This is a genomic window from Pectobacterium colocasium, from assembly GCF_020181655.1.
Taxonomy (GTDB): domain Bacteria; phylum Pseudomonadota; class Gammaproteobacteria; order Enterobacterales; family Enterobacteriaceae; genus Pectobacterium; species Pectobacterium colocasium.
Genome location: NZ_CP084032.1, coordinates 4,351,401 through 4,370,650, shown reverse-complemented (window position 1 = coordinate 4,370,650; position 19,250 = coordinate 4,351,401). Strand labels below are relative to the sequence as shown.

The 19,250-nt window shown below is 49.2% G+C and carries 35 protein-coding genes; all 35 read left to right on the top strand.

Features of this window, described 5'->3' with window-relative positions:
* Positions 1–22 precede the first annotated feature (22 nt).
* The 35 genes from LCF41_RS19790 (at position 23) to rpsK (ending at position 19,224) form a co-directional block, all read left to right on the top strand.
* Complete coding sequence (locus tag LCF41_RS19790) at positions 23–745, top strand: helix-turn-helix transcriptional regulator (RefSeq protein WP_010296984.1); 723 nt, start codon at positions 23–25, stop codon at positions 743–745.
* A complete protein-coding gene (gene tusD, locus LCF41_RS19785) occupies positions 745–1,134 on the top strand; it encodes a sulfurtransferase complex subunit TusD (protein ID WP_225085989.1) in 390 nt (129 codons plus the stop codon). Before LCF41_RS19790 ends, tusD begins: the two co-directional genes overlap by 1 nt.
* A 9-nt stretch (positions 1,135–1,143) precedes the next feature.
* Complete coding sequence (gene tusC, locus LCF41_RS19780; protein ID WP_225085988.1) at positions 1,144–1,503, top strand: sulfurtransferase complex subunit TusC; 360 nt, start codon at positions 1,144–1,146, stop codon at positions 1,501–1,503.
* 18 nt (positions 1,504–1,521) lie between these two features.
* Positions 1,522–1,809: a sulfurtransferase complex subunit TusB gene (tusB, locus tag LCF41_RS19775; RefSeq protein ID WP_225085987.1), complete on the top strand. Its 288-nt coding sequence runs from the start codon at positions 1,522–1,524 to the stop codon at positions 1,807–1,809.
* Between the two features lie 131 nt (positions 1,810–1,940).
* A complete protein-coding gene (gene rpsL, locus LCF41_RS19770; RefSeq protein WP_005969567.1) occupies positions 1,941–2,315 on the top strand; it encodes a 30S ribosomal protein S12 in 375 nt (124 codons plus the stop codon).
* Between the two features lie 96 nt (positions 2,316–2,411).
* Positions 2,412–2,882, top strand: a complete 471-nt coding sequence (gene rpsG / locus LCF41_RS19765) for a 30S ribosomal protein S7 (RefSeq protein WP_009111198.1) — start codon at positions 2,412–2,414, stop codon at positions 2,880–2,882.
* 96 nt (positions 2,883–2,978) lie between these two features.
* Complete coding sequence (fusA, locus tag LCF41_RS19760) at positions 2,979–5,093, top strand: elongation factor G (RefSeq protein ID WP_039352652.1); 2,115 nt, start codon at positions 2,979–2,981, stop codon at positions 5,091–5,093.
* A 69-nt stretch (positions 5,094–5,162) separates the two neighbouring features.
* Complete coding sequence (gene tuf, locus LCF41_RS19755) at positions 5,163–6,347, top strand: elongation factor Tu (protein ID WP_012772931.1); 1,185 nt, start codon at positions 5,163–5,165, stop codon at positions 6,345–6,347.
* A gap of 276 nt (positions 6,348–6,623) precedes the next feature.
* Positions 6,624–6,818 (top strand): bacterioferritin-associated ferredoxin, encoded by a 195-nt coding sequence (gene bfd / locus LCF41_RS19750; protein ID WP_039349749.1) that lies wholly within the window; start codon positions 6,624–6,626, stop codon positions 6,816–6,818.
* A 72-nt stretch (positions 6,819–6,890) separates the two neighbouring features.
* Positions 6,891–7,364 (top strand): bacterioferritin, encoded by a 474-nt coding sequence (gene bfr, locus LCF41_RS19745; RefSeq protein WP_010286186.1) that lies wholly within the window; start codon positions 6,891–6,893, stop codon positions 7,362–7,364.
* A gap of 299 nt (positions 7,365–7,663) precedes the next feature.
* Complete coding sequence (gene rpsJ, locus LCF41_RS19740; RefSeq protein WP_001181005.1) at positions 7,664–7,975, top strand: 30S ribosomal protein S10; 312 nt, start codon at positions 7,664–7,666, stop codon at positions 7,973–7,975.
* A 32-nt stretch (positions 7,976–8,007) separates the two neighbouring features.
* On the top strand, positions 8,008–8,637 hold the full coding sequence (gene rplC, locus LCF41_RS19735; RefSeq protein ID WP_010304941.1) for a 50S ribosomal protein L3: 630 nt from the start codon (positions 8,008–8,010) through the stop codon (positions 8,635–8,637).
* 10 nt (positions 8,638–8,647) lie between these two features.
* On the top strand, positions 8,648–9,253 hold the full coding sequence (rplD, locus tag LCF41_RS19730) for a 50S ribosomal protein L4 (protein WP_015841926.1): 606 nt from the start codon (positions 8,648–8,650) through the stop codon (positions 9,251–9,253).
* Positions 9,250–9,552: a 50S ribosomal protein L23 gene (gene rplW / locus LCF41_RS19725; RefSeq protein WP_225085986.1), complete on the top strand. Its 303-nt coding sequence runs from the start codon at positions 9,250–9,252 to the stop codon at positions 9,550–9,552. Before rplD ends, rplW begins: the two co-directional genes overlap by 4 nt.
* A 17-nt stretch (positions 9,553–9,569) precedes the next feature.
* Entirely contained in the window at positions 9,570–10,391 is an 822-nt protein-coding gene (gene rplB / locus LCF41_RS19720; RefSeq protein WP_010286179.1) for a 50S ribosomal protein L2, read from the top strand.
* A 16-nt stretch (positions 10,392–10,407) separates the two neighbouring features.
* Entirely contained in the window at positions 10,408–10,686 is a 279-nt protein-coding gene (rpsS, locus tag LCF41_RS19715; protein WP_004929772.1) for a 30S ribosomal protein S19, read from the top strand.
* Between the two features lie 14 nt (positions 10,687–10,700).
* Positions 10,701–11,033, top strand: a complete 333-nt coding sequence (rplV, locus tag LCF41_RS19710) for a 50S ribosomal protein L22 (protein WP_180743836.1) — start codon at positions 10,701–10,703, stop codon at positions 11,031–11,033.
* 17 nt (positions 11,034–11,050) lie between these two features.
* Positions 11,051–11,752 (top strand): 30S ribosomal protein S3, encoded by a 702-nt coding sequence (gene rpsC, locus LCF41_RS19705; RefSeq protein WP_005970274.1) that lies wholly within the window; start codon positions 11,051–11,053, stop codon positions 11,750–11,752.
* 12 nt (positions 11,753–11,764) lie between these two features.
* Positions 11,765–12,175, top strand: a complete 411-nt coding sequence (rplP, locus tag LCF41_RS19700) for a 50S ribosomal protein L16 (protein WP_005970273.1) — start codon at positions 11,765–11,767, stop codon at positions 12,173–12,175.
* The gene (gene rpmC, locus LCF41_RS19695) at positions 12,175–12,366 is read left to right on the top strand and encodes a 50S ribosomal protein L29 (protein ID WP_005970272.1); all 192 of its coding nucleotides are present in this window, start codon (positions 12,175–12,177) and stop codon (positions 12,364–12,366) included. The genes rplP and rpmC overlap by 1 nt, the downstream gene beginning before the upstream one ends.
* The gene (gene rpsQ / locus LCF41_RS19690; protein ID WP_011095505.1) at positions 12,366–12,620 is read left to right on the top strand and encodes a 30S ribosomal protein S17; all 255 of its coding nucleotides are present in this window, start codon (positions 12,366–12,368) and stop codon (positions 12,618–12,620) included. The genes rpmC and rpsQ overlap by 1 nt, the downstream gene beginning before the upstream one ends.
* 163 nt (positions 12,621–12,783) lie before the next feature.
* Entirely contained in the window at positions 12,784–13,155 is a 372-nt protein-coding gene (gene rplN, locus LCF41_RS19685) for a 50S ribosomal protein L14 (RefSeq protein WP_000613954.1), read from the top strand.
* A gap of 10 nt (positions 13,156–13,165) precedes the next feature.
* Complete coding sequence (gene rplX / locus LCF41_RS19680; protein WP_015841924.1) at positions 13,166–13,480, top strand: 50S ribosomal protein L24; 315 nt, start codon at positions 13,166–13,168, stop codon at positions 13,478–13,480.
* A 14-nt stretch (positions 13,481–13,494) separates the two neighbouring features.
* A complete protein-coding gene (gene rplE, locus LCF41_RS19675; RefSeq protein WP_005970265.1) occupies positions 13,495–14,034 on the top strand; it encodes a 50S ribosomal protein L5 in 540 nt (179 codons plus the stop codon).
* Positions 14,035–14,047: 13 nt separating this feature from the next.
* Positions 14,048–14,353, top strand: a complete 306-nt coding sequence (rpsN, locus tag LCF41_RS19670) for a 30S ribosomal protein S14 (RefSeq protein ID WP_010286114.1) — start codon at positions 14,048–14,050, stop codon at positions 14,351–14,353.
* A 33-nt stretch (positions 14,354–14,386) separates the two neighbouring features.
* On the top strand, positions 14,387–14,779 hold the full coding sequence (gene rpsH, locus LCF41_RS19665; RefSeq protein ID WP_005970261.1) for a 30S ribosomal protein S8: 393 nt from the start codon (positions 14,387–14,389) through the stop codon (positions 14,777–14,779).
* A 12-nt stretch (positions 14,780–14,791) separates the two neighbouring features.
* A complete protein-coding gene (rplF, locus tag LCF41_RS19660) occupies positions 14,792–15,325 on the top strand; it encodes a 50S ribosomal protein L6 (RefSeq protein ID WP_015841923.1) in 534 nt (177 codons plus the stop codon).
* A gap of 9 nt (positions 15,326–15,334) precedes the next feature.
* Positions 15,335–15,688 (top strand): 50S ribosomal protein L18, encoded by a 354-nt coding sequence (gene rplR / locus LCF41_RS19655; RefSeq protein WP_010286111.1) that lies wholly within the window; start codon positions 15,335–15,337, stop codon positions 15,686–15,688.
* Between the two features lie 14 nt (positions 15,689–15,702).
* On the top strand, positions 15,703–16,203 hold the full coding sequence (rpsE, locus tag LCF41_RS19650) for a 30S ribosomal protein S5 (RefSeq protein ID WP_005970257.1): 501 nt from the start codon (positions 15,703–15,705) through the stop codon (positions 16,201–16,203).
* Positions 16,204–16,208: 5 nt separating this feature from the next.
* Positions 16,209–16,388 (top strand): 50S ribosomal protein L30, encoded by a 180-nt coding sequence (gene rpmD / locus LCF41_RS19645; protein WP_004846568.1) that lies wholly within the window; start codon positions 16,209–16,211, stop codon positions 16,386–16,388.
* A 3-nt stretch (positions 16,389–16,391) separates the two neighbouring features.
* Positions 16,392–16,826 carry a 50S ribosomal protein L15 gene (rplO, locus tag LCF41_RS19640; RefSeq protein ID WP_015841922.1) on the top strand — a complete coding sequence of 145 codons (435 nt, stop codon included), beginning with the start codon at positions 16,392–16,394 and terminating at the stop codon, positions 16,824–16,826.
* A gap of 7 nt (positions 16,827–16,833) precedes the next feature.
* A complete protein-coding gene (gene secY / locus LCF41_RS19635; RefSeq protein ID WP_005970255.1) occupies positions 16,834–18,165 on the top strand; it encodes a preprotein translocase subunit SecY in 1,332 nt (443 codons plus the stop codon).
* A gap of 33 nt (positions 18,166–18,198) precedes the next feature.
* Positions 18,199–18,315 carry a 50S ribosomal protein L36 gene (rpmJ, locus tag LCF41_RS19630; protein WP_002227352.1) on the top strand — a complete coding sequence of 39 codons (117 nt, stop codon included), beginning with the start codon at positions 18,199–18,201 and terminating at the stop codon, positions 18,313–18,315.
* A 146-nt stretch (positions 18,316–18,461) separates the two neighbouring features.
* Positions 18,462–18,818 (top strand): 30S ribosomal protein S13, encoded by a 357-nt coding sequence (gene rpsM, locus LCF41_RS19625; protein ID WP_010286058.1) that lies wholly within the window; start codon positions 18,462–18,464, stop codon positions 18,816–18,818.
* Between the two features lie 16 nt (positions 18,819–18,834).
* Positions 18,835–19,224 carry a 30S ribosomal protein S11 gene (gene rpsK / locus LCF41_RS19620; RefSeq protein ID WP_002919257.1) on the top strand — a complete coding sequence of 130 codons (390 nt, stop codon included), beginning with the start codon at positions 18,835–18,837 and terminating at the stop codon, positions 19,222–19,224.
* Positions 19,225–19,250: the final 26 nt, after the last annotated feature.

Sequence of the window (19,250 nt, the reverse complement as noted above, 5' to 3'; positions counted from 1 at the left end):
GATGCTGAGGGTGGTGTCTGCCATGTCTAATTCGCTTGTATCTGGCGAATCTTATGAGCTTGATTTGCTGGATGAACGTCCTTTCAGCCAGACGGACTATGAGATCCTGAAATCATATGAAGCGGTGGTTGATGGCTTGGCCATGTTGATTGGCGAGCATTGTGAGATTGTGTTGCACTCGCTTGAGGATCTTAAATGTTCCGCCGTGCGTATTGCGAATGGAGAGCATACCGGCAGGAAGATTGGCTCGCCGATTACGGATCTTGCATTGCGTATGCTGCATGACATGGCAGGTGAGGATAGCAGCGTATCGAAGGCCTATTTTACCCGCGCAAAAAGCGGTGTGTTGATGAAGTCAGTCACGATTGCAATCCGTAATCGCGATCAGCGCGTGATTGGACTGCTGTGTATCAACATGAATCTGGATGTGCCTTTCTCCCAGATCGTGCAGACTTTTATTCCACCTGAAACGCATGATGCCGCCTCTTCTGTTAACTTTGCGTCATCCGTTGATGACCTTGTTGCACAAACGTTGGAATTCTCTATTGAGGAAGTCAATGCGGATCGCAATGTCTCCAATAATGCGAAAAATCGCCAGATCGTACTGAGCCTGTATGAGAAAGGCATCTTTGATATTAAAGACGCCATCAACCAGGTCGCTGAACGTCTCAATATTTCCAAACACACGGTCTACCTTTATATCCGTCAATTCAAAAGCGGCGACTTCAGCGGGCACGAACGTTGATGCTGAGTTACTGTTTGCTGGTGACTGGCCCTGCCTATGGCACACAGCAGGCGAGCAGCGCGTTGCAGTTTGCGCAGGCGCTGTTGGCGGAGGGGCACAGCTTGAAAAGTGTGTTCTTCTATCGGGAAGGCGTGTTGAATGCCAACCAACTGACGTCGCCCGCTAATGATGAGTTTGATCTTGTACGCGCCTGGCAGCAGTTGGGGGCAACGCATCAGGTGGCGCTGAATGTCTGTGTTGCTGCTGCGCTGCGCCGAGGCGTAACCGATGCACAGCAAGCCACCCAGCTCAATCTTGCCGGTGCAAACCTGCAACCCGGCTTTGTTCTTAGCGGGTTGGGGGAGCTAGCGCAATCGGTGCTGACCTGCGATCGGGTTATTCAGTTTTAAGGTAGTGTTATGAAGCGAGTCGCATTTGTTTTTACGCATTCCCCACATGGTAACGCGTCCGGGCGAGAGGGATTGGATGCGCTGTTGGCGATGTCTGCTCTGACGGAAGACATTGGCGTGTTTTTTGTCGGCGACGGTGTATTTCAACTGCTGCCGCAGCAGCAGCCAGAGCAGATTTTGATGCGTAATTACATCGCAACGTTTGGCGTGCTGCCGCTGTACGATATCGACAGTTGCTATCTGTGCGAAACGTCCGTGCGTCAGCGTGGATTGAATATCGATACCGACTGGGTTTTGGATGTGGAGCTGTTAGCGCCGGAAGCCTGGCGCAGCAAACTGGCTAGCTATCATTCTATCCTTTCATTCTAGCGACGGATCTCTCCATTTATGCTGCATACGCTCTCATGCTCCCCTTATCACGCTGACCTCGATACGCTATTGCGTAGCTTGGGTAACGGCGATGTTGTCGTCCTACTGCAGGATGGTGTTATCGCGGCTCTGGCTGGTGGCAGCATTATCCATCGTCTTCTGGATTCGTCAGTTCCTCTCTATGCGCTCCGGCCTGATGTCGTAGCGAGAGGCATGGCTGAACAAATTTCAAACAGTGTCGTACTCATTGACTATAATAAATTTGTTCAACTGACAGTGGAGCACCCGCAGCAACTCGCGTGGTAACGCTGAATTTTTGTATATTTCTTGACTCCTTCCACTGCCAGCCCTAAAATTCTGCGTCCTCATACTTTGCCTTGCGCAGACATGAGACGATTTATTACGTGTTTACGAAGCAAAACCCAGGAGCTTTTTTAATGGCAACAATTAACCAGCTGGTACGCAAACCACGCTCCCTGAAGGCTGCTAAAAGCAACGTTCCGGCGCTGGAAGCATGCCCGCAGAAACGTGGCGTATGTACTCGTGTATATACTACCACCCCTAAGAAACCGAACTCCGCACTGCGTAAAGTATGCCGTGTTCGTTTAACTAACGGTTTTGAAGTTACCTCCTATATCGGTGGTGAAGGTCATAACCTGCAGGAGCACTCCGTGATCCTGATCCGTGGCGGTCGTGTTAAAGACCTGCCAGGTGTGCGTTACCACACCGTTCGTGGCGCGCTGGACTGCTCAGGTGTTAAAGACCGTAAGCAATCCCGTTCCAAATACGGCGTGAAGAAGCCAAAGGCTTAATGGTTCTCCGTTAAGTAAGGCCAAACGTTTTAACTTAAATGTCAAACTAAACTCGTAGAGTTTTGGACAATCCTGAATTAACAACGGAGTATTTCCATGCCACGTCGTCGCGTCATTGGTCAACGTAAAATTCTGCCGGATCCTAAGTTCGGATCAGAACTGCTGGCCAAATTTGTAAACATCCTGATGGTAGATGGTAAAAAATCTACTGCTGAAGCAATCGTCTATACCGCGCTGGAGACCCTGGCTCAGCGTTCTGGTAAAGATCATCTGGAAGCTTTTGAAGTAGCTCTGGACAACGTTCGCCCGACTGTCGAAGTTAAGTCGCGCCGCGTTGGTGGTTCTACTTATCAGGTACCAGTAGAAGTCCGTCCGGTTCGTCGTAATGCTCTGGCAATGCGTTGGATCGTAGAAGCTGCTCGTAAACGCGGTGATAAATCTATGGCTCTGCGCCTGGCGAACGAACTTTCTGATGCAGCAGAAAATAAAGGTACTGCTGTTAAGAAACGTGAAGACGTTCACCGTATGGCTGAAGCCAACAAGGCGTTCGCTCACTACCGTTGGTAATCCCTTCGTTGTAGTCATGCTAACCAAGCGGGCGCTAAAAATAGCCAACCCGCTTGGGTTAACTAAATTGAACGCCCTAGTATATAGAGGATACAAATGGCTCGTACAACACCCATCGCACGCTACCGTAACATCGGTATCAGTGCGCACATCGACGCCGGTAAAACCACTACTACCGAACGTATTCTGTTCTACACTGGTGTAAACCATAAAATCGGTGAAGTTCATGACGGCGCGGCTACCATGGACTGGATGGAGCAGGAGCAGGAACGTGGTATTACTATCACTTCCGCAGCGACTACTGCATTCTGGTCTGGTATGGCTAAGCAGTATGAACCGCATCGCGTAAACATCATCGACACCCCAGGACACGTTGACTTCACTATCGAAGTAGAACGTTCTATGCGTGTACTTGATGGTGCGGTAATGGTTTACTGCGCAGTTGGTGGTGTTCAGCCACAGTCTGAAACCGTATGGCGTCAGGCAAACAAATATAAAGTTCCACGCATTGCGTTCGTTAACAAAATGGACCGCATGGGTGCTAACTTCCTGAAAGTTGTTGGTCAGATCAAAACCCGTCTGGGCGCGAACCCTGTTCCGTTGCAGTTGGCGATTGGTGCTGAAGAAGGTTTCACCGGTGTTGTTGACCTGGTGAAAATGAAAGCCATCAACTGGAACGATGCCGATCAGGGCGTGACCTTCGAATACGAAGATATCCCGGCTGATATGCAAGATCTGGCTGACGAATGGCACCAGAACCTGATTGAGTCCGCAGCTGAAGCTTCTGAAGAGCTGATGGAAAAATACCTGGGTGGCGAAGAACTGACTGAAGAAGAGATCAAAAAAGCTCTGCGTCAGCGCGTTCTGAACAACGAAATCATCCTGGTAACTTGTGGTTCTGCATTTAAGAACAAAGGTGTTCAGGCGATGCTGGATGCGGTAGTGGATTACCTGCCATCTCCAGTTGATGTACCTGCGATCAACGGTATTTTGGATGACGGTAAAGACACGCCGGCTGAGCGTCACGCAAGTGATGAAGAGCCGTTTGCTGCGCTGGCGTTCAAAATCGCTACCGACCCATTTGTGGGTAACCTGACGTTCTTCCGCGTGTACTCTGGTGTTGTTAACTCCGGTGACACCGTACTGAACCCAGTTAAATCAGCACGTGAACGTTTTGGTCGTATCGTTCAGATGCACGCTAACAAGCGTGAAGAGATCAAAGAAGTTCGTGCAGGCGATATCGCTGCTGCTATCGGTCTGAAAGATGTAACGACGGGTGACACTCTGTGTGATCCAGACAACGTCATCATTCTGGAGCGTATGGAATTCCCTGAGCCGGTAATCTCCATCGCTGTAGAACCAAAAACCAAAGCTGACCAGGAAAAAATGGGTCTGGCATTGGGCCGTCTGGCTAAAGAAGACCCGTCTTTCCGTGTATGGACTGACGAAGAATCTAACCAGACTATCATCGCTGGTATGGGTGAATTGCACCTCGATATCATCGTTGACCGTATGAAGCGTGAATTCAACGTTGAAGCGAACGTGGGTAAACCACAGGTTGCTTATCGTGAAGCGATTCGTGCGAAAGTTACCGATATCGAAGGTAAACACGCCAAGCAGTCTGGTGGTCGTGGTCAGTATGGTCATGTTGTTATCGACATGTACCCACTGGAGCCGGGCTCAAATCCGAAAGGTTACGAGTTCATCAACGACATCAAAGGTGGTGTAATTCCTGGCGAATACATCCCTGCCGTTGATAAAGGTATCCAGGAGCAACTGAAAGCGGGTCCTCTGGCTGGTTACCCAGTGGTTGATCTCGGTGTGCGTCTGCACTTCGGTTCTTTCCATGACGTTGACTCCTCTGAACTGGCGTTTAAACTGGCTGCTTCTATCGCCTTTAAAGATGGCTTTAAGAAAGCAAAACCTGTTCTGCTTGAGCCGATCATGAAGGTTGAAGTTGAAACGCCGGAAGAGAACACTGGTGACGTTATCGGTGACCTTAGCCGTCGTCGTGGTATGCTGCGCGGTCAGGAATCCAACGTTACTGGCGTTGTGATTCACGCTGAAGTTCCGTTGTCTGAAATGTTCGGATACGCAACTCAACTGCGTTCTCTGACCAAAGGCCGTGCTTCTTACTCCATGGAGTTCCTGAAGTACGATGATGCGCCTAACAACGTTGCTCAGGCCGTAATTGAAGCCCGTGGTAAATAAGCCTCAGGGTTAAAACAAAATCCCGTGCTCTCTCCATAGGGGGAGAGCATTTGAGTAAGGAATATCGCCGTGTCTAAAGAAAAATTTGAACGTACAAAACCCCACGTTAACGTCGGTACTATCGGCCACGTTGACCATGGTAAAACTACTCTGACTGCTGCAATCACTACCGTTCTGGCTAAAACCTACGGTGGTAACGCGCGTGCATTCGACCAGATCGATAACGCGCCAGAAGAAAAAGCACGTGGTATCACCATCAACACGTCTCACGTTGAATACGATACCCCGTCTCGCCACTACGCGCACGTTGACTGCCCAGGACACGCCGACTATGTGAAAAACATGATCACCGGTGCTGCCCAGATGGACGGCGCGATCTTGGTTGTTGCTGCGACTGACGGCCCAATGCCTCAGACGCGTGAGCACATCCTGCTGGGTCGTCAGGTTGGCGTACCTTTCATCATCGTGTTCCTGAACAAATGTGACATGGTTGATGACGAAGAGCTGCTGGAACTGGTTGAGATGGAAGTGCGTGAGCTGCTGTCTCAGTACGACTTCCCAGGCGACGACACGCCAGTCGTTCGTGGTTCTGCGCTGAAAGCGCTGGAAGGCGAAGCTGAGTGGGAAGCAAAAATCATCGAACTGGCAGAGCACCTGGATTCTTATATCCCAGAGCCAGAGCGTGCAATTGACAAGCCGTTCCTGCTGCCAATCGAAGACGTATTCTCCATCTCCGGCCGTGGTACCGTTGTTACCGGTCGTGTAGAGCGCGGTATCGTTAAAGTCGGTGAAGAAGTTGAAATCGTGGGTATCAAAGACACCGCGAAATCTACCTGTACCGGCGTAGAAATGTTCCGCAAACTGCTGGACGAAGGTCGTGCAGGTGAGAACGTTGGTGTTCTGCTGCGTGGTATCAAGCGTGAAGAAATCGAGCGTGGTCAGGTACTGGCTAAGCCGGGTTCAATCAAGCCACACACCAAGTTCGAATCAGAAGTGTATATCCTGAGCAAGGATGAAGGCGGCCGTCATACCCCGTTCTTCAAAGGCTACCGTCCTCAGTTCTACTTCCGTACAACTGACGTAACGGGCACCATCGAACTGCCAGAAGGCGTAGAGATGGTAATGCCGGGCGACAACATCAAAATGGTTGTTACCCTGATCCACCCAATCGCGATGGATGACGGTTTGCGTTTCGCAATCCGTGAAGGCGGCCGTACAGTAGGCGCGGGCGTTGTTGCTAAAGTTATCGCTTAATCGCTGATAAGCTTAATGCATGAAAAAGGCACTTCGGTGCCTTTTTTTATGGCGGAGATTCAGAGCTACACCCGTCGTATCGTCGTAAGCAACATTGAAAATTGCTTACGGCGATTTTTTATATCTGAACGATAAGATGTAAATTGAAATAAAAACAATTCTTATTTACAATGTGTCGATTGATTAAAAAATCGCTAGGAGCGGTTTCAAATACCGTTTGCAGTGTCCCGAAAGGTAGCGTGAAAGACACTCGCGATAACGATGAGTCATTTCGGTATGTATGTTTGTTTGTGCAACGCAATTTCTGACAAAACTATTCGTAATGCTGTTCGTCAGCACCAGCCTCAATCCATGCAGCAGCTACGCAAACTCGTTCCTATTGGTACAGACTGCGGTAAGTGCATTCGTCAGGCGCGTGTCATTTTCGAGGAAGAACAAGCCAAAATTCCTGACATGTATGAAGTAGCATAAAATGTAGGGTCGTTTTTTTGACTCTCTGCTTACCGGTTCTACACTTTAAGAACTGGAGCGGAGGAGCATGTCATGAAAGGCGATAAAAAAGTCATTACACACCTGAATAAGTTATTGGGCAACGAGCTGGTAGCCATTAACCAATATTTTCTTCATGCCCGAATGTTTAAAAACTGGGGCTTAACCCGTCTTAACGATCACGAATATCATGAGTCTATTGACGAAATGAAGCACGCTGATCGCTACATTGAACGTATCCTGTTTCTTGAAGGCATTCCAAATTTACAGGATTTGGGGAAGTTAAACATTGGTGAAGATGTTGAAGAGATTTTACGTTCTGATCTTCAACTTGAGTTGGATGGTGCAAAGAATCTGCGCGAGGCGATTGCCTATGCTGATTCGGTGCATGACTACGTCAGCAGGGATTTAATGATAGAAATTCTTGCCGATGAAGAAGGGCACATTGACTGGCTGGAAACTGAGTTGGATTTGATTTCACGCCTTGGTATACAAAACTATCTTCAAGCGCAGTTAAAAGCTGAGTAACATAGCGTCATAAATCGCCCTATAGCCTAACTCCGGCCGGACTCAGACACATTGCTCCGGCCGCGTTTAAAATCATTTCATCCTGCTTGTTGCTTCCTCAGCCAATTTGCGTATAATGCGCGAGCTTACCAAAACAAGGTAAGCCTGATTCAATCAGAATCAGGGGTCGATATTCGTTTATTGACCAAAACAATACTCCCGATATGGGGGTTATGTGCTAACGATTACACTCCCCCATCAATCGAAATGGGTGTGAGGAGTAATTATTTACGTTTATAAATAATTGGAGCTCTGGTCTCATGCAGAACCAAAGAATCCGTATCCGCCTGAAAGCGTTTGATCATCGTTTGATTGATCAATCAACTGCGGAAATCGTCGAGACTGCTAAGCGCACTGGTGCGCAAGTACGTGGTCCGATCCCGCTGCCGACCCGCAAAGAGCGCTTTACCGTTCTGATCTCTCCGCACGTCAATAAAGATGCGCGCGATCAGTACGAGATTCGCACTCACAAGCGTCTGGTTGACATCGTTGAGCCAACCGAGAAAACCGTTGATGCTCTGATGCGTCTGGATCTGGCTGCTGGTGTAGACGTGCAGATCAGCCTGGGTTAATCAGGTCATTGAGCGATTGAGAGGTTGAAACAATGATTGGTTTAGTCGGTAAAAAAGTGGGCATGACCCGTATCTTCACTGAAGATGGCGTATCTATCCCCGTAACCGTTATCGAAATTGAAGCAAACCGCGTCACTCAGGTTAAAGACCTGGCTAACGACGGTTACCGCGCTGTGCAAGTAACTACTGGTGCTAAAAAAGCAAACCGTGTTACTAAGCCAGAAGCAGGTCACTTTGCTAAAGCTGGCGTAGAAGCTGGCCGTACTCTGCGTGAATTCCGTTTGTCTGAAGGCGAAGAGTTCACTGTAGGTCAGAGCATCAGTGTTGAAATTTTCGCGGACGTTAAAAAAGTAGACGTTACTGGTACATCTAAAGGTAAAGGTTTTGCTGGCACAGTTAAGCGCTGGAACTTCCGTACCCAGGATGCTACCCACGGTAACTCCTTGTCCCACCGCGTTCCGGGTTCTATCGGTCAGAACCAGACTCCGGGCAAAGTGTTCAAAGGCAAGAAAATGGCAGGCCAGTTGGGTAACGAACGTGTAACTGTTCAGAGCCTGGACGTAGTGCGTGTTGACGCTGAGCGCAACCTGCTGCTGGTTAAAGGTGCTGTACCGGGAGCTACCGGTAGCGACCTGATCGTTAAACCAGCTGTGAAGGCGTGAGGAGATAGCAATGGAATTAGTATTGAAAGACGCGCAAAGCGCGCTGACTGTTTCCGAAACTACCTTCGGTCGTGATTTCAACGAAGCGCTGGTACACCAGGTTGTTGTTGCTTATGCAGCAGGTGCCCGTCAAGGTACTCGCGCCCAGAAGACCCGTGCTGAAGTAACTGGTTCCGGTAAAAAACCTTGGCGTCAGAAAGGTACTGGCCGTGCGCGTTCTGGTTCTATCAAGAGCCCGATCTGGCGTTCCGGTGGTGTGACCTTCGCTGCTAAGCCTCAGGACCACAGTCAGAAAGTTAACAAAAAGATGTACCGCGGCGCGCTGAAAAGCATCCTGTCCGAACTGGTACGTCAAGATCGTCTGATCGTTGTCGAGAAGTTCTCTGTAGAAGCACCGAAAACTAAGTTGCTGGCTCAGAAACTGAAAGAAATGGCACTGGAAGACGTGCTGATCATTACCGGTGAACTGGATGAGAATCTGTTCCTGGCTGCGCGTAACCTGTACAAGGTTGACGTGCGTGATGCAGCTGCAATCGATCCAGTTAGCCTGATCGCCTTCGACAAAGTCGTTATGACTGCTGACGCAGTTAAGCAAGTTGAGGAGATGCTGGCATGATCCGTGAAGAACGTCTGCTGAAAGTACTGCGCGCGCCGCACGTATCTGAAAAAGCATCTACCGCGATGGAAAAAACTAACACCATCGTTCTCAAAGTTGCTAAAGACGCGACTAAAGCAGAGATCGTTGCTGCTGTCGAGAAACTGTTCGAAGTAGAAGTTAAAGGCGTAAACACCTTGGTAGTTAAGGGTAAAGTTAAGCGTCACGGACAGCGTATTGGTCGTCGTAGCGACTGGAAAAAAGCTTACGTCACCCTGAAAGAAGGCCAGAATCTGGACTTCATCGGCGGCGCTGAGTAAGTCGGAGGAGAAAGACAATGGCAGTTGTTAAATGTAAACCGACATCTCCGGGTCGTCGCCACGTTGTTAAAGTGGTTAACCCTGAGCTGCACAAGGGCAAACCTTATGCCCCGTTGCTGGAAAAGAACAGCAAATCCGGTGGCCGTAACAACAATGGCCGCATCACTACCCGTCACATCGGTGGTGGTCATAAACAGCAATATCGTCTGATTGACTTTAAACGCAATAAAGATGGTATTCCTGCGGTTGTTGAGCGTCTGGAGTATGATCCGAACCGTTCCGCGAATATCGCGCTGGTTCTGTACAAAGACGGCGAACGCCGTTACATCCTGGCGCCGAAAGGCCTGAAAGCCGGCGACCAGATCCAATCTGGCGTTGATGCTGCGATTAAAGCGGGTAACACCCTGCCGATGCGTAACATCCCTGTCGGTTCAACGGTTCACAACGTAGAAATGAAACCAGGTAAAGGCGGCCAATTGGCTCGTTCTGCTGGTGCTTACGTTCAGATCGTTGCTCGTGACGGTTCTTACGTTACCCTGCGTCTGCGTTCTGGCGAAATGCGTAAAGTCGAATCCGACTGCCGCGCTACGCTGGGCGAAGTTGGCAACGCTGAGCACATGCTGCGCGTTCTGGGTAAAGCTGGTGCTGCACGCTGGCGTGGTGTTCGTCCTACCGTTCGCGGTACGGCAATGAACCCAGTCGACCACCCACACGGTGGTGGTGAAGGTCGTAACTTTGGTAAGCACCCGGTTAGTCCGTGGGGCGTTCAGACCAAAGGTAAGAAGACCCGCAGCAACAAGCGTACTGATAAATTTATCGTACGTCGCCGTACTAAATAATCTTAGAGGATAAACCATGCCACGTTCTCTCAAGAAAGGTCCATTTATTGACCTGCACTTGCTGAAGAAGGTAGAGAAAGCGGTGGAAAGCGGTGACAAGAAGCCTTTGCGCACTTGGTCCCGTCGTTCAACGATCTTTCCAAACATGATCGGTTTGACCATCGCTGTCCATAATGGTCGTCAGCACGTACCAGTGTTTGTTTCCGATGAAATGGTCGGTCACAAGCTGGGTGAATTCGCGCCGACTCGTACTTATCGCGGCCATGCGGCCGATAAAAAGGCCAAGAAGCGCTAAGGTAGGAGGAAGAGATGGAAACTATCGCTAAACATCGCCACGCTCGTTCTTCTGCTCAAAAGGTTCGCCTGGTGGCAGACCTGATTCGCGGTAAGAAAGTGTCGCAAGCTCTGGAAGTTCTGACCTACACCAACAAGAAAGCTGCTGGTCTGGTTAAAAAAGTGCTGGAGTCTGCTATTGCTAACGCAGAACACAACGATGGCGCTGACATTGATGATCTGAAAGTCGCGAAAATTTTCGTAGACGAAGGCCCAAGCATGAAGCGCATTATGCCGCGTGCTAAAGGTCGTGCGGATCGCATCCTGAAGCGTACCAGCCACATTACTGTGGTTGTGTCCGATCGCTGAGACTCTGGAGACTAGCAATGGGTCAGAAAGTACATCCTAATGGTATTCGCCTGGGTATTGTCAAACCTTGGAACTCTACCTGGTATGCGAATACCAAAGAATTCGCTGACAACCTGGACAGCGACTTTAAAGTTCGTAAATACCTGACGAAGGAACTGGAGAAGGCTTCCGTTTCTCGTATCGTTATCGAACGTCCTGCAAAAAGCATCCGTGTGACTATTCACACTGCTCGCCCAGGTATCGTAATCGGTAAAAAAGGTGAAGATGTTGAAAAACTGCGCAAAGTCGTAGCGGATATCGCTGGCGTACCTGCACAGATCAATATCGCAGAAGTTCGTAAGCCTGAACTGGACGCAAAACTGGTTGCTGACAGCATCACTTCTCAGCTGGAACGTCGTGTCATGTTCCGTCGTGCTATGAAGCGTGCGGTACAGAACGCCATGCGTCTGGGCGCTAAAGGTATTAAAGTTGAAGTAAGCGGCCGTCTTGGCGGCGCTGAAATCGCACGTACCGAATGGTACCGCGAAGGTCGTGTTCCGTTGCACACACTGCGTGCGGATATCGACTACAACACCTCCGAAGCGCACACCACTTATGGTGTTATCGGTGTGAAAGTGTGGATCTTCAAAGGTGAGATCCTGGGTGGTATGGCTGCCGTTGAACAACCGGAAAAACCGGCTGCTCAACCTAAAAAGCAGCAGCGTAAAGGCCGCAAGTAAGGAGAGTCGCTGATGTTACAACCAAAGCGTACAAAATTCCGTAAGGTGCACAAGGGCCGCAACCGTGGTCTGGCGCAGGGTACGGATGTTAGCTTCGGCACTTTCGGTCTGAAAGCTGTTGGCCGCGGTCGCCTGACTGCTCGTCAAATCGAAGCTGCACGTCGTGCCATGACCCGTGCTGTTAAGCGTCAAGGTAAGATCTGGATCCGTGTATTCCCGGACAAACCGATCACCGAGAAACCGCTTGAAGTTCGTATGGGTAAAGGTAAAGGTAACGTGGAATATTGGGTTGCCTTGATTCAGCCAGGTAAAGTCCTGTACGAAATGGACGGTGTGCCGGAAGAGTTAGCCCGTGAGGCATTCCAACTGGCAGCAGCGAAACTGCCTATCAAAACCACCTTTGTAACTAAGACGGTGATGTAATGAAAGCAAATGAGCTGCGTGAAAAGAGCGTTGAAGAGCTGAACACTGAACTGCTCGGCTTACTGCGCGAGCAATTTAACCTGCGTATGCAGGCTGCCAGTGGTCAACTGCAACAGACTCACCTGGTAAAACAAGTGCGTCACAATATTGCACGTGTTAAGACTTTACTGACTGAGAAGGCGGGTGCGTAATGACCGATAAAATCCGTACTCTGCAAGGTCGTGTTGTAAGTGACAAAATGGAGAAATCCATGGTTGTTGCTATCGAACGTTTTGTGAAACACCCGCTTTACGGTAAATTCATCAAGCGTACGACTAAGCTGCACGTACATGACGAGAACAATGAATGTGGTATCGGTGACGTGGTTGAAATCCGCGAATGCCGCCCACTGTCCAAAACTAAGTCTTGGACACTTGTTCGCGTTGTAGAGAAAGCGATTCTGTAATAAAGTAGCGCTCTTCTCTTATGATAAACGGCTCTGCAAAGGGCCGTTTATTTTTTCTACCCATACCAAGGAAGCGGTGTTATAATGCTGCGCCCTCAATTATGGGGTATTTAATGGCCCGAAAGGGTCCTAAAGTAGTAGTTGACATTAGCGGAGCACTAAAATGATCCAAGAACAGACTATGCTGAATGTGGCCGATAATTCCGGTGCACGTCGCGTAATGTGTATCAAGGTTCTAGGTGGCTCGCACCGTCGCTACGCAGGCGTCGGCGATATCATCAAAATTACCATCAAGGAAGCAATTCCTCGCGGTAAGGTGAAAAAAGGCGATGTTCTGAAGGCGGTAGTGGTGCGCACCAAGAAGGGTGTTCGTCGCCCGGACGGTTCTGTCATTCGCTTCGATGGCAATGCTTGCGTTATTTTAAACAATAACAGCGAACAGCCTATCGGTACGCGTATTTTTGGGCCGGTAACTCGTGAACTGCGTAATGAGAAGTTCATGAAAATTATCTCTCTGGCACCAGAAGTACTTTAAGGAGCGAATCATGGCAGCGAAAATCCGTCGTGATGACGAAGTTATCGTGCTAACCGGCAAAGATAAAGGTAAGCGCGGTAAAGTAAAAAATGTCCTGTCTGCTAGTAAGGTCATCGTTGAAGGTATTAACCTGGTTAAAAAACATCAGAAGCCGGTTCCGGCCCTGAATCAACCAGGTGGCATCGTTGAAAAAGAAGCTGCAATTCAAGTTTCTAACGTTGCAATCTTCAATGCGGCAACTGGTAAGGCTGACCGTGTAGGCTTTAGATTCGAAGACGGCAAAAAAGTCCGTTTCTTTAAATCTAACAGCGAAACTATCAAGTAATTTGGAGTAGTACGATGGCGAAACTGCATGATTACTACAAAGACGAAGTAGTTAAAAAACTCATGACTGAGTTTAACTACAATTCTGTCATGCAAGTCCCTCGGGTCGAGAAGATCACCCTGAATATGGGTGTTGGTGAAGCGATCGCTGACAAGAAACTGCTGGATAACGCAGCAGCTGATCTGGCAGCAATCTCCGGTCAAAAACCGTTGATCACCAAAGCACGCAAATCTGTTGCAGGCTTCAAAATCCGTCAGGGCTATCCGATCGGCTGTAAAGTAACTCTGCGTGGCGAACGCATGTGGGAGTTCCTTGAGCGTCTGATTTCCATTGCTGTACCGCGTATTCGTGACTTCCGTGGCTTGTCTGCCAAGTCATTCGATGGTCGTGGTAACTACAGCATGGGTGTGCGTGAGCAGATCATCTTCCCGGAAATCGACTACGATAAAGTCGATCGCGTTCGTGGTTTGGACATTACCATTACCACTACTGCGAAATCCGATGATGAAGGCCGTGCGCTGTTGGCCGCCTTTAACTTCCCATTCCGCAAGTAAGGTAGGGTTACTAATGGCTAAGCAATCCATGAAAGCACGCGAAGTTGTTCGTGTGAAACTGGCTGAAAAATACCGCGCTAAACGCGAGGAATTGAAAGCTATCATCTCTGGTGTGAACTCATCCGACGAAGATCGTTGGGATGCTGTTCTTAAGCTGCAGACTCTGCCGCGTGATTCCAGCCCGTCTCGTCAGCGTAATCGCTGCCGCCAAACTGGTCGTCCGCACGCTTTCCTGCGGAAGTTCGGGTTGAGCCGTATCAAGGTCCGTGAAGCCGCTATGCGCGGTGAAATTCCGGGTCTGAAAAAGGCTAGCTGGTAATTGTCACCAATTGAATCACGGGAGTAAAGACAGATGAGCATGCAAGATCCGATCGCGGATATGCTGACCCGTATCCGTAACGGTCAAGCCGCGAACAAAGTTGCGGTCACCATGCCTTCCTCCAAGCTGAAAGTGGCAATTGCCAACGTGCTGAAGGAAGAAGGCTACATTGAAGATTTCAAAATCGAAGGCGACACCAAGCCAGTTCTGGAATTAGAACTTAAGTATTTCCAGGGCAAAGCTGTGGTAGAAAGCATTCAGCGAGTAAGCCGTCCAGGTCTGCGCATCTATAAAAGAAAAGATGAGCTGCCAAAAGTTATGGCCGGTTTGGGTATCGCAGTTGTTTCTACCTCTAAAGGTGTTATGACTGATCGTGCAGCTCGCCAGGCTGGTCTTGGTGGCGAGATTATCTGCTACGTAGCTTAATCGGGAGGAAAAATGTCTCGTGTTGCAAAAGCACCCGTCGTCATTCCTGCCGGCGTAGAGGTAAAACTCAACGGTCAGGATATTTCGATTAAGGGTAAAAACGGCGAGCTGAGTCGTAAGATCCACGATGCTGTTGAAGTGAAACAAGCTGACAACGCTCTGACTTTCGCCCCGCGCGAAGGTTTCGTTGACGGATGGGCCCAGGCGGGTACCACTCGCGCTCTGTTGAACGCAATGGTTATCGGTGTTACCGAAGGCTTCACTAAGAAGCTGCAACTGGTTGGTGTTGGTTACCGTGCTGCTGTTAAAGGCAATGTGGTTAACCTGTCTCTTGGGTTCTCACACCCAGTAGATCATGCACTGCCGGCAGGTATTACTGCAGAATGCCCAAGCCAAACTGAAATCGTACTGAAAGGTGCTGATAAGCAGGTTATTGGTCAGGTTGCTGCGGAATTACGCGCCTACCGTCGTCCTGAGCCTTACAAAGGCAAGGGTGTCCGTTACGCCGACGAAGTCGTGCGTACCAAAGAGGCTAAGAAGAAGTAAGGTAACACTATGGATAAGAAAGCAGCTCGTATCCGTCGTGCGACCCGCGCACGCCGCAAGCTCCAGGAACTGGGTGCGACGCGTCTGGTGGTACATCGTACTCCACGCCATATTTATGCGCAGGTCATCGCACCGAACGGTTCTGAAGTCCTGGTAGCCGCTTCTACTGTAGAAAAAGCTATCGCTGAACAACTGAAGTCTACCGGTAACAAAGACGCAGCAAGCGCAATAGGTAAAGCTATTGCAGAGCGCGCGTTAGAAAAAGGCATCAAAGATGTCTCTTTCGACCGTTCCGGTTTCCAATATCATGGTCGAGTCCAAGCACTGGCAGATGCTGCCCGTGAAGCTGGCCTTCAGTTCTAAGGTAGAGGTGTAAGATGGCTCACATCGAGAAACAAGCTGGCGAACTGCAGGAAAAGCTGATCGCGGTAAATCGCGTATCTAAAACCGTTAAAGGTGGTCGTATTTTCAGCTTCACCGCACTAACTGTAGTGGGTGATGGTAACGGCCGCGTTGGTTTTGGTTACGGTAAAGCTCGCGAAGTTCCAGCAGCGATCCAGAAAGCGATGGAAAAAGCCCGTCGCAATATGATGAATGTCGCGCTGAACAACGGCACCCTGCAGCACCCAGTTAAAGGTGCTCACACGGGGTCTCGTGTGTTCATGCAGCCAGCTTCCGAAGGTACCGGTATTATCGCCGGTGGTGCAATGCGCGCCGTTTTGGAAGTTGCAGGGGTTCACAACGTATTGGCTAAAGCCTATGGTTCCACTAACCCGATTAACGTGGTTCGTGCAACGATTGATGGTTTGGCCAACATGAAGTCCCCGGAAATGGTCGCTGCCAAGCGTGGTAAATCCGTTGAAGAAATTCTGGGGTAATGACCGTGGCAAAGACTATTAAAATCACTCAAACCCGTAGTGCAATCGGTCGTCTGCCGAAACATAAGGCGACACTGCTTGGCCTGGGTCTGCGTCGTATTGGTCATACTGTTGAGCGTGAGGATACTCCTGCGGTTCGTGGTATGGTCAACGCGGTTTCCTACATGGTTAAAGTGGAGGAGTAACAGATGCGTTTAAATACTCTGTCTCCGGCCGAAGGTGCTAAACACGCACCGAAGCGTTTAGGTCGTGGTATCGGTTCTGGCCTGGGCAAAACTGGCGGCCGTGGTCACAAAGGTCAGAAATCTCGTTCTGGCGGTGGCGTACGTCGTGGTTTTGAAGGTGGTCAGATGCCTTTATATCGTCGTCTGCCGAAATTCGGTTTTACTTCTCGCAAAGCGATGATCACATCAGAAGTTCGTCTGTCTGATCTTGCTAAAGTAGAAGGCGACGTAGTTGACCTGAATACGCTGAAAGCCGCTAATGTTATTGGCATTCAGATTGAATTTGCGAAAGTGATTCTGTCTGGTGAAGTTGCTCGTCCGGTAACGATTCGTGGTCTGCGTGTCACTAAAGGTGCTCGTGCTGCTATCGAAGCTGCTGGCGGTAAAATTGAGGAATAAGTAGCAGATGGCCAAACAACCAGGATTAGATTTTCAGAGTGCTAAAGGCGGAGTTGGTGAACTGAAGCGCAGACTTTTGTTTGTTATCGGTGCGCTAATTGTTTTCCGTATTGGCTCTTTTATTCCGATTCCTGGTATTGATGCCACTGTGCTTGCCAAATTGCTTGAACAGCAGCGAGGCACCATCATTGAAATGTTTAACATGTTCTCTGGTGGTGCTCTCAGCCGTGCTTCTATCTTTGCTCTGGGTATTATGCCGTATATTTCGGCGTCAATTATTATCCAGTTACTGACGGTGGTTCATCCTGCGTTAGCTGAAATAAAGAAAGAAGGGGAAGCTGGACGTCGTAAGATCAGCCAGTATACCCGTTACGGTACCTTGGTATTGGCCATATTCCAGTCGATCGGTATTGCTACTGGTTTGCCGAATATGCCTGGAATGCAAGACTTGGTGATAAATCCAGGTTTTGCTTTCTACTTTACCGCTGTTGTGAGTCTGGTTACTGGGACAATGTTCCTGATGTGGCTGGGAGAACAGATTACTGAACGTGGTATCGGTAACGGTATTTCGATCATAATCTTCGCTGGTATTGTCGCGGGTTTACCGCCGGCCATTGGCCATACCATCGAGCAAGCTCGGCAAGGCGACCTGCACTTCCTCCTGTTGCTGTTGGTTGCAGTTTTAGTGTTTGCAGTAACCTTCTTCGTTGTTTTCATTGAGCGTGGTCAACGTCGTATCGTCGTTAATTATGCGAAACGTCAACAAGGTCGTCGTGTTTATGCAGCACAGAGTACGCATTTACCGCTGAAAGTGAATATGGCTGGGGTTATTCCCGCGATCTTCGCTTCCAGTATTATTCTGTTCCCTGCCACGATTGCATCTTGGTTTGGGGGCGGTACCGGTTGGAACTGGCTGACAACTATTTCGCTGTATTTGCAGCCCGGACAACCGCTTTATGTGTTACTCTATGCGTCTGCAATCATCTTCTTCTGTTTCTTCTACACTGCGTTGGTTTTCAACCCGCGTGAAACAGCAGATAACCTGAAGAAGTCCGGTGCATTCGTGCCAGGAATTCGTCCGGGAGAGCAAACGGCGAAATATATCGATAAAGTGATGACTCGCCTGACTCTGATTGGTGCGATGTATATTACTTTTATCTGCCTGATCCCGGAGTTTATGCGTGACGCAATGAAAGTACCTTTCTATTTCGGGGGTACATCTTTATTGATCGTTGTTGTCGTCATCATGGACTTTATGGCTCAAGTGCAAACTCTGATGATGTCGAGTCAATATGAGTCTGCATTGAAGAAAGCAAACCTGAAAGGCTATAACCGTTAATTAGGTGAGCTTGAGAAGTTACGGAGAGTAAAAATGAAAGTTCGTGCTTCCGTCAAGAAATTATGTCGTAACTGTAAGATTGTTAAGCGTAACGGTGTCGTTCGTGTGATCTGCAGTGCCGAGCCGAAGCATAAACAGCGTCAAGGCTGATTATCTCGCATATTTTTCTTGCAAAGTTGGATTGAGCTGGCTAGATTAGCCAGCCAATCTTTTGTATGTAACTGCAACATTATTTGAGTATCCTGAAAACGGGCTTTTCAGAATGGTGTTGCTGTATAAAATTGTAGGAGTGCATAGTGGCCCGTATAGCAGGCATTAACATTCCTGATCATAAACATACCGTTATTGCGTTAACGTCGATTTTCGGTATCGGTAAAACCCGTTCGCAGGCTATTTGTGCTGCAACAGGAATTGCCGAAGATGTTAAGATCAGTGAGCTGTCTGAAGAGCAAATCGATAAGCTGCGTGACGAAGTTGCCAAGTTTGTTGTAGAAGGTGATCTGCGTCGTGAAGTTACCCTGAGCATCAAGCGTCTTATGGACCTTGGTACTTATCGTGGTTTGCGTCATCGTCGTGGTCTGCCGGTTCGCGGTCAGCGTACCAAGACTAACGCCCGTACCCGTAAGGGTCCGCGCAAACCGATCAAGAAATAATCGGGGTGATTGAATAATGGCAAAGGCACCTATTCGTGCACGTAAGCGTGTAAGAAAGCAAGTCTCTGACGGTGTGGCTCATATCCATGCTTCTTTCAACAACACCATCGTAACCATTACTGATCGTCAGGGTAATGCGCTGGGTTGGGCAACTGCCGGTGGTTCCGGCTTCCGTGGTTCTCGTAAATCTACGCCGTTCGCTGCTCAGGTAGCTGCAGAACGTTGCGCAGAGGCCGTGAAAGAGTACGGTATTAAGAACCTGGAAGTTATGGTTAAAGGACCTGGTCCGGGCCGTGAGTCTACTATCCGCGCATTGAACGCGGCTGGTTTCCGCATCACTAATATTACTGATGTGACTCCGATCCCTCATAACGGTTGTCGTCCGCCGAAAAAGCGCCGCGTATAACGCCGCTTTTAGGATTGTTGGAGAAA

Excerpts from the sequence above, each read along its gene's own strand:
- LCF41_RS19790 (WP_010296984.1), top strand. The coding sequence starts at position 23 with ATGTCTAATTCGCTTGTATCTGGCGAATCTTATGAGCTTGATTTGCTG.
- tusD (WP_225085989.1), top strand. The coding sequence starts at position 745 with ATGCTGAGTTACTGTTTGCTGGTGACTGGCCCTGCCTATGGCACACAG.
- tusC (WP_225085988.1), top strand. The coding sequence starts at position 1,144 with ATGAAGCGAGTCGCATTTGTTTTTACGCATTCCCCACATGGTAACGCG.
- tusB (WP_225085987.1), top strand. The coding sequence starts at position 1,522 with ATGCTGCATACGCTCTCATGCTCCCCTTATCACGCTGACCTCGATACG.
- rpsL (WP_005969567.1), top strand. The coding sequence starts at position 1,941 with ATGGCAACAATTAACCAGCTGGTACGCAAACCACGCTCCCTGAAGGCT.
- rpsG (WP_009111198.1), top strand. The coding sequence starts at position 2,412 with ATGCCACGTCGTCGCGTCATTGGTCAACGTAAAATTCTGCCGGATCCT.
- fusA (WP_039352652.1), top strand. The coding sequence starts at position 2,979 with ATGGCTCGTACAACACCCATCGCACGCTACCGTAACATCGGTATCAGT.
- bfd (WP_039349749.1), top strand. The coding sequence starts at position 6,624 with ATGTATGTTTGTTTGTGCAACGCAATTTCTGACAAAACTATTCGTAAT.
- bfr (WP_010286186.1), top strand. The coding sequence starts at position 6,891 with ATGAAAGGCGATAAAAAAGTCATTACACACCTGAATAAGTTATTGGGC.
- rpsJ (WP_001181005.1), top strand. The coding sequence starts at position 7,664 with ATGCAGAACCAAAGAATCCGTATCCGCCTGAAAGCGTTTGATCATCGT.
- rplC (WP_010304941.1), top strand. The coding sequence starts at position 8,008 with ATGATTGGTTTAGTCGGTAAAAAAGTGGGCATGACCCGTATCTTCACT.
- rplD (WP_015841926.1), top strand. The coding sequence starts at position 8,648 with ATGGAATTAGTATTGAAAGACGCGCAAAGCGCGCTGACTGTTTCCGAA.
- rplW (WP_225085986.1), top strand. The coding sequence starts at position 9,250 with ATGATCCGTGAAGAACGTCTGCTGAAAGTACTGCGCGCGCCGCACGTA.
- rplB (WP_010286179.1), top strand. The coding sequence starts at position 9,570 with ATGGCAGTTGTTAAATGTAAACCGACATCTCCGGGTCGTCGCCACGTT.
- rpsS (WP_004929772.1), top strand. The coding sequence starts at position 10,408 with ATGCCACGTTCTCTCAAGAAAGGTCCATTTATTGACCTGCACTTGCTG.
- rplV (WP_180743836.1), top strand. The coding sequence starts at position 10,701 with ATGGAAACTATCGCTAAACATCGCCACGCTCGTTCTTCTGCTCAAAAG.
- rpsC (WP_005970274.1), top strand. The coding sequence starts at position 11,051 with ATGGGTCAGAAAGTACATCCTAATGGTATTCGCCTGGGTATTGTCAAA.
- rplP (WP_005970273.1), top strand. The coding sequence starts at position 11,765 with ATGTTACAACCAAAGCGTACAAAATTCCGTAAGGTGCACAAGGGCCGC.
- rpmC (WP_005970272.1), top strand. The coding sequence starts at position 12,175 with ATGAAAGCAAATGAGCTGCGTGAAAAGAGCGTTGAAGAGCTGAACACT.
- rpsQ (WP_011095505.1), top strand. The coding sequence starts at position 12,366 with ATGACCGATAAAATCCGTACTCTGCAAGGTCGTGTTGTAAGTGACAAA.
- rplN (WP_000613954.1), top strand. The coding sequence starts at position 12,784 with ATGATCCAAGAACAGACTATGCTGAATGTGGCCGATAATTCCGGTGCA.
- rplX (WP_015841924.1), top strand. The coding sequence starts at position 13,166 with ATGGCAGCGAAAATCCGTCGTGATGACGAAGTTATCGTGCTAACCGGC.
- rplE (WP_005970265.1), top strand. The coding sequence starts at position 13,495 with ATGGCGAAACTGCATGATTACTACAAAGACGAAGTAGTTAAAAAACTC.
- rpsN (WP_010286114.1), top strand. The coding sequence starts at position 14,048 with ATGGCTAAGCAATCCATGAAAGCACGCGAAGTTGTTCGTGTGAAACTG.
- rpsH (WP_005970261.1), top strand. The coding sequence starts at position 14,387 with ATGAGCATGCAAGATCCGATCGCGGATATGCTGACCCGTATCCGTAAC.
- rplF (WP_015841923.1), top strand. The coding sequence starts at position 14,792 with ATGTCTCGTGTTGCAAAAGCACCCGTCGTCATTCCTGCCGGCGTAGAG.
- rplR (WP_010286111.1), top strand. The coding sequence starts at position 15,335 with ATGGATAAGAAAGCAGCTCGTATCCGTCGTGCGACCCGCGCACGCCGC.
- rpsE (WP_005970257.1), top strand. The coding sequence starts at position 15,703 with ATGGCTCACATCGAGAAACAAGCTGGCGAACTGCAGGAAAAGCTGATC.
- rplO (WP_015841922.1), top strand. The coding sequence starts at position 16,392 with ATGCGTTTAAATACTCTGTCTCCGGCCGAAGGTGCTAAACACGCACCG.
- secY (WP_005970255.1), top strand. The coding sequence starts at position 16,834 with ATGGCCAAACAACCAGGATTAGATTTTCAGAGTGCTAAAGGCGGAGTT.
- rpmJ (WP_002227352.1), top strand. The coding sequence starts at position 18,199 with ATGAAAGTTCGTGCTTCCGTCAAGAAATTATGTCGTAACTGTAAGATT.
- rpsK (WP_002919257.1), top strand. The coding sequence starts at position 18,835 with ATGGCAAAGGCACCTATTCGTGCACGTAAGCGTGTAAGAAAGCAAGTC.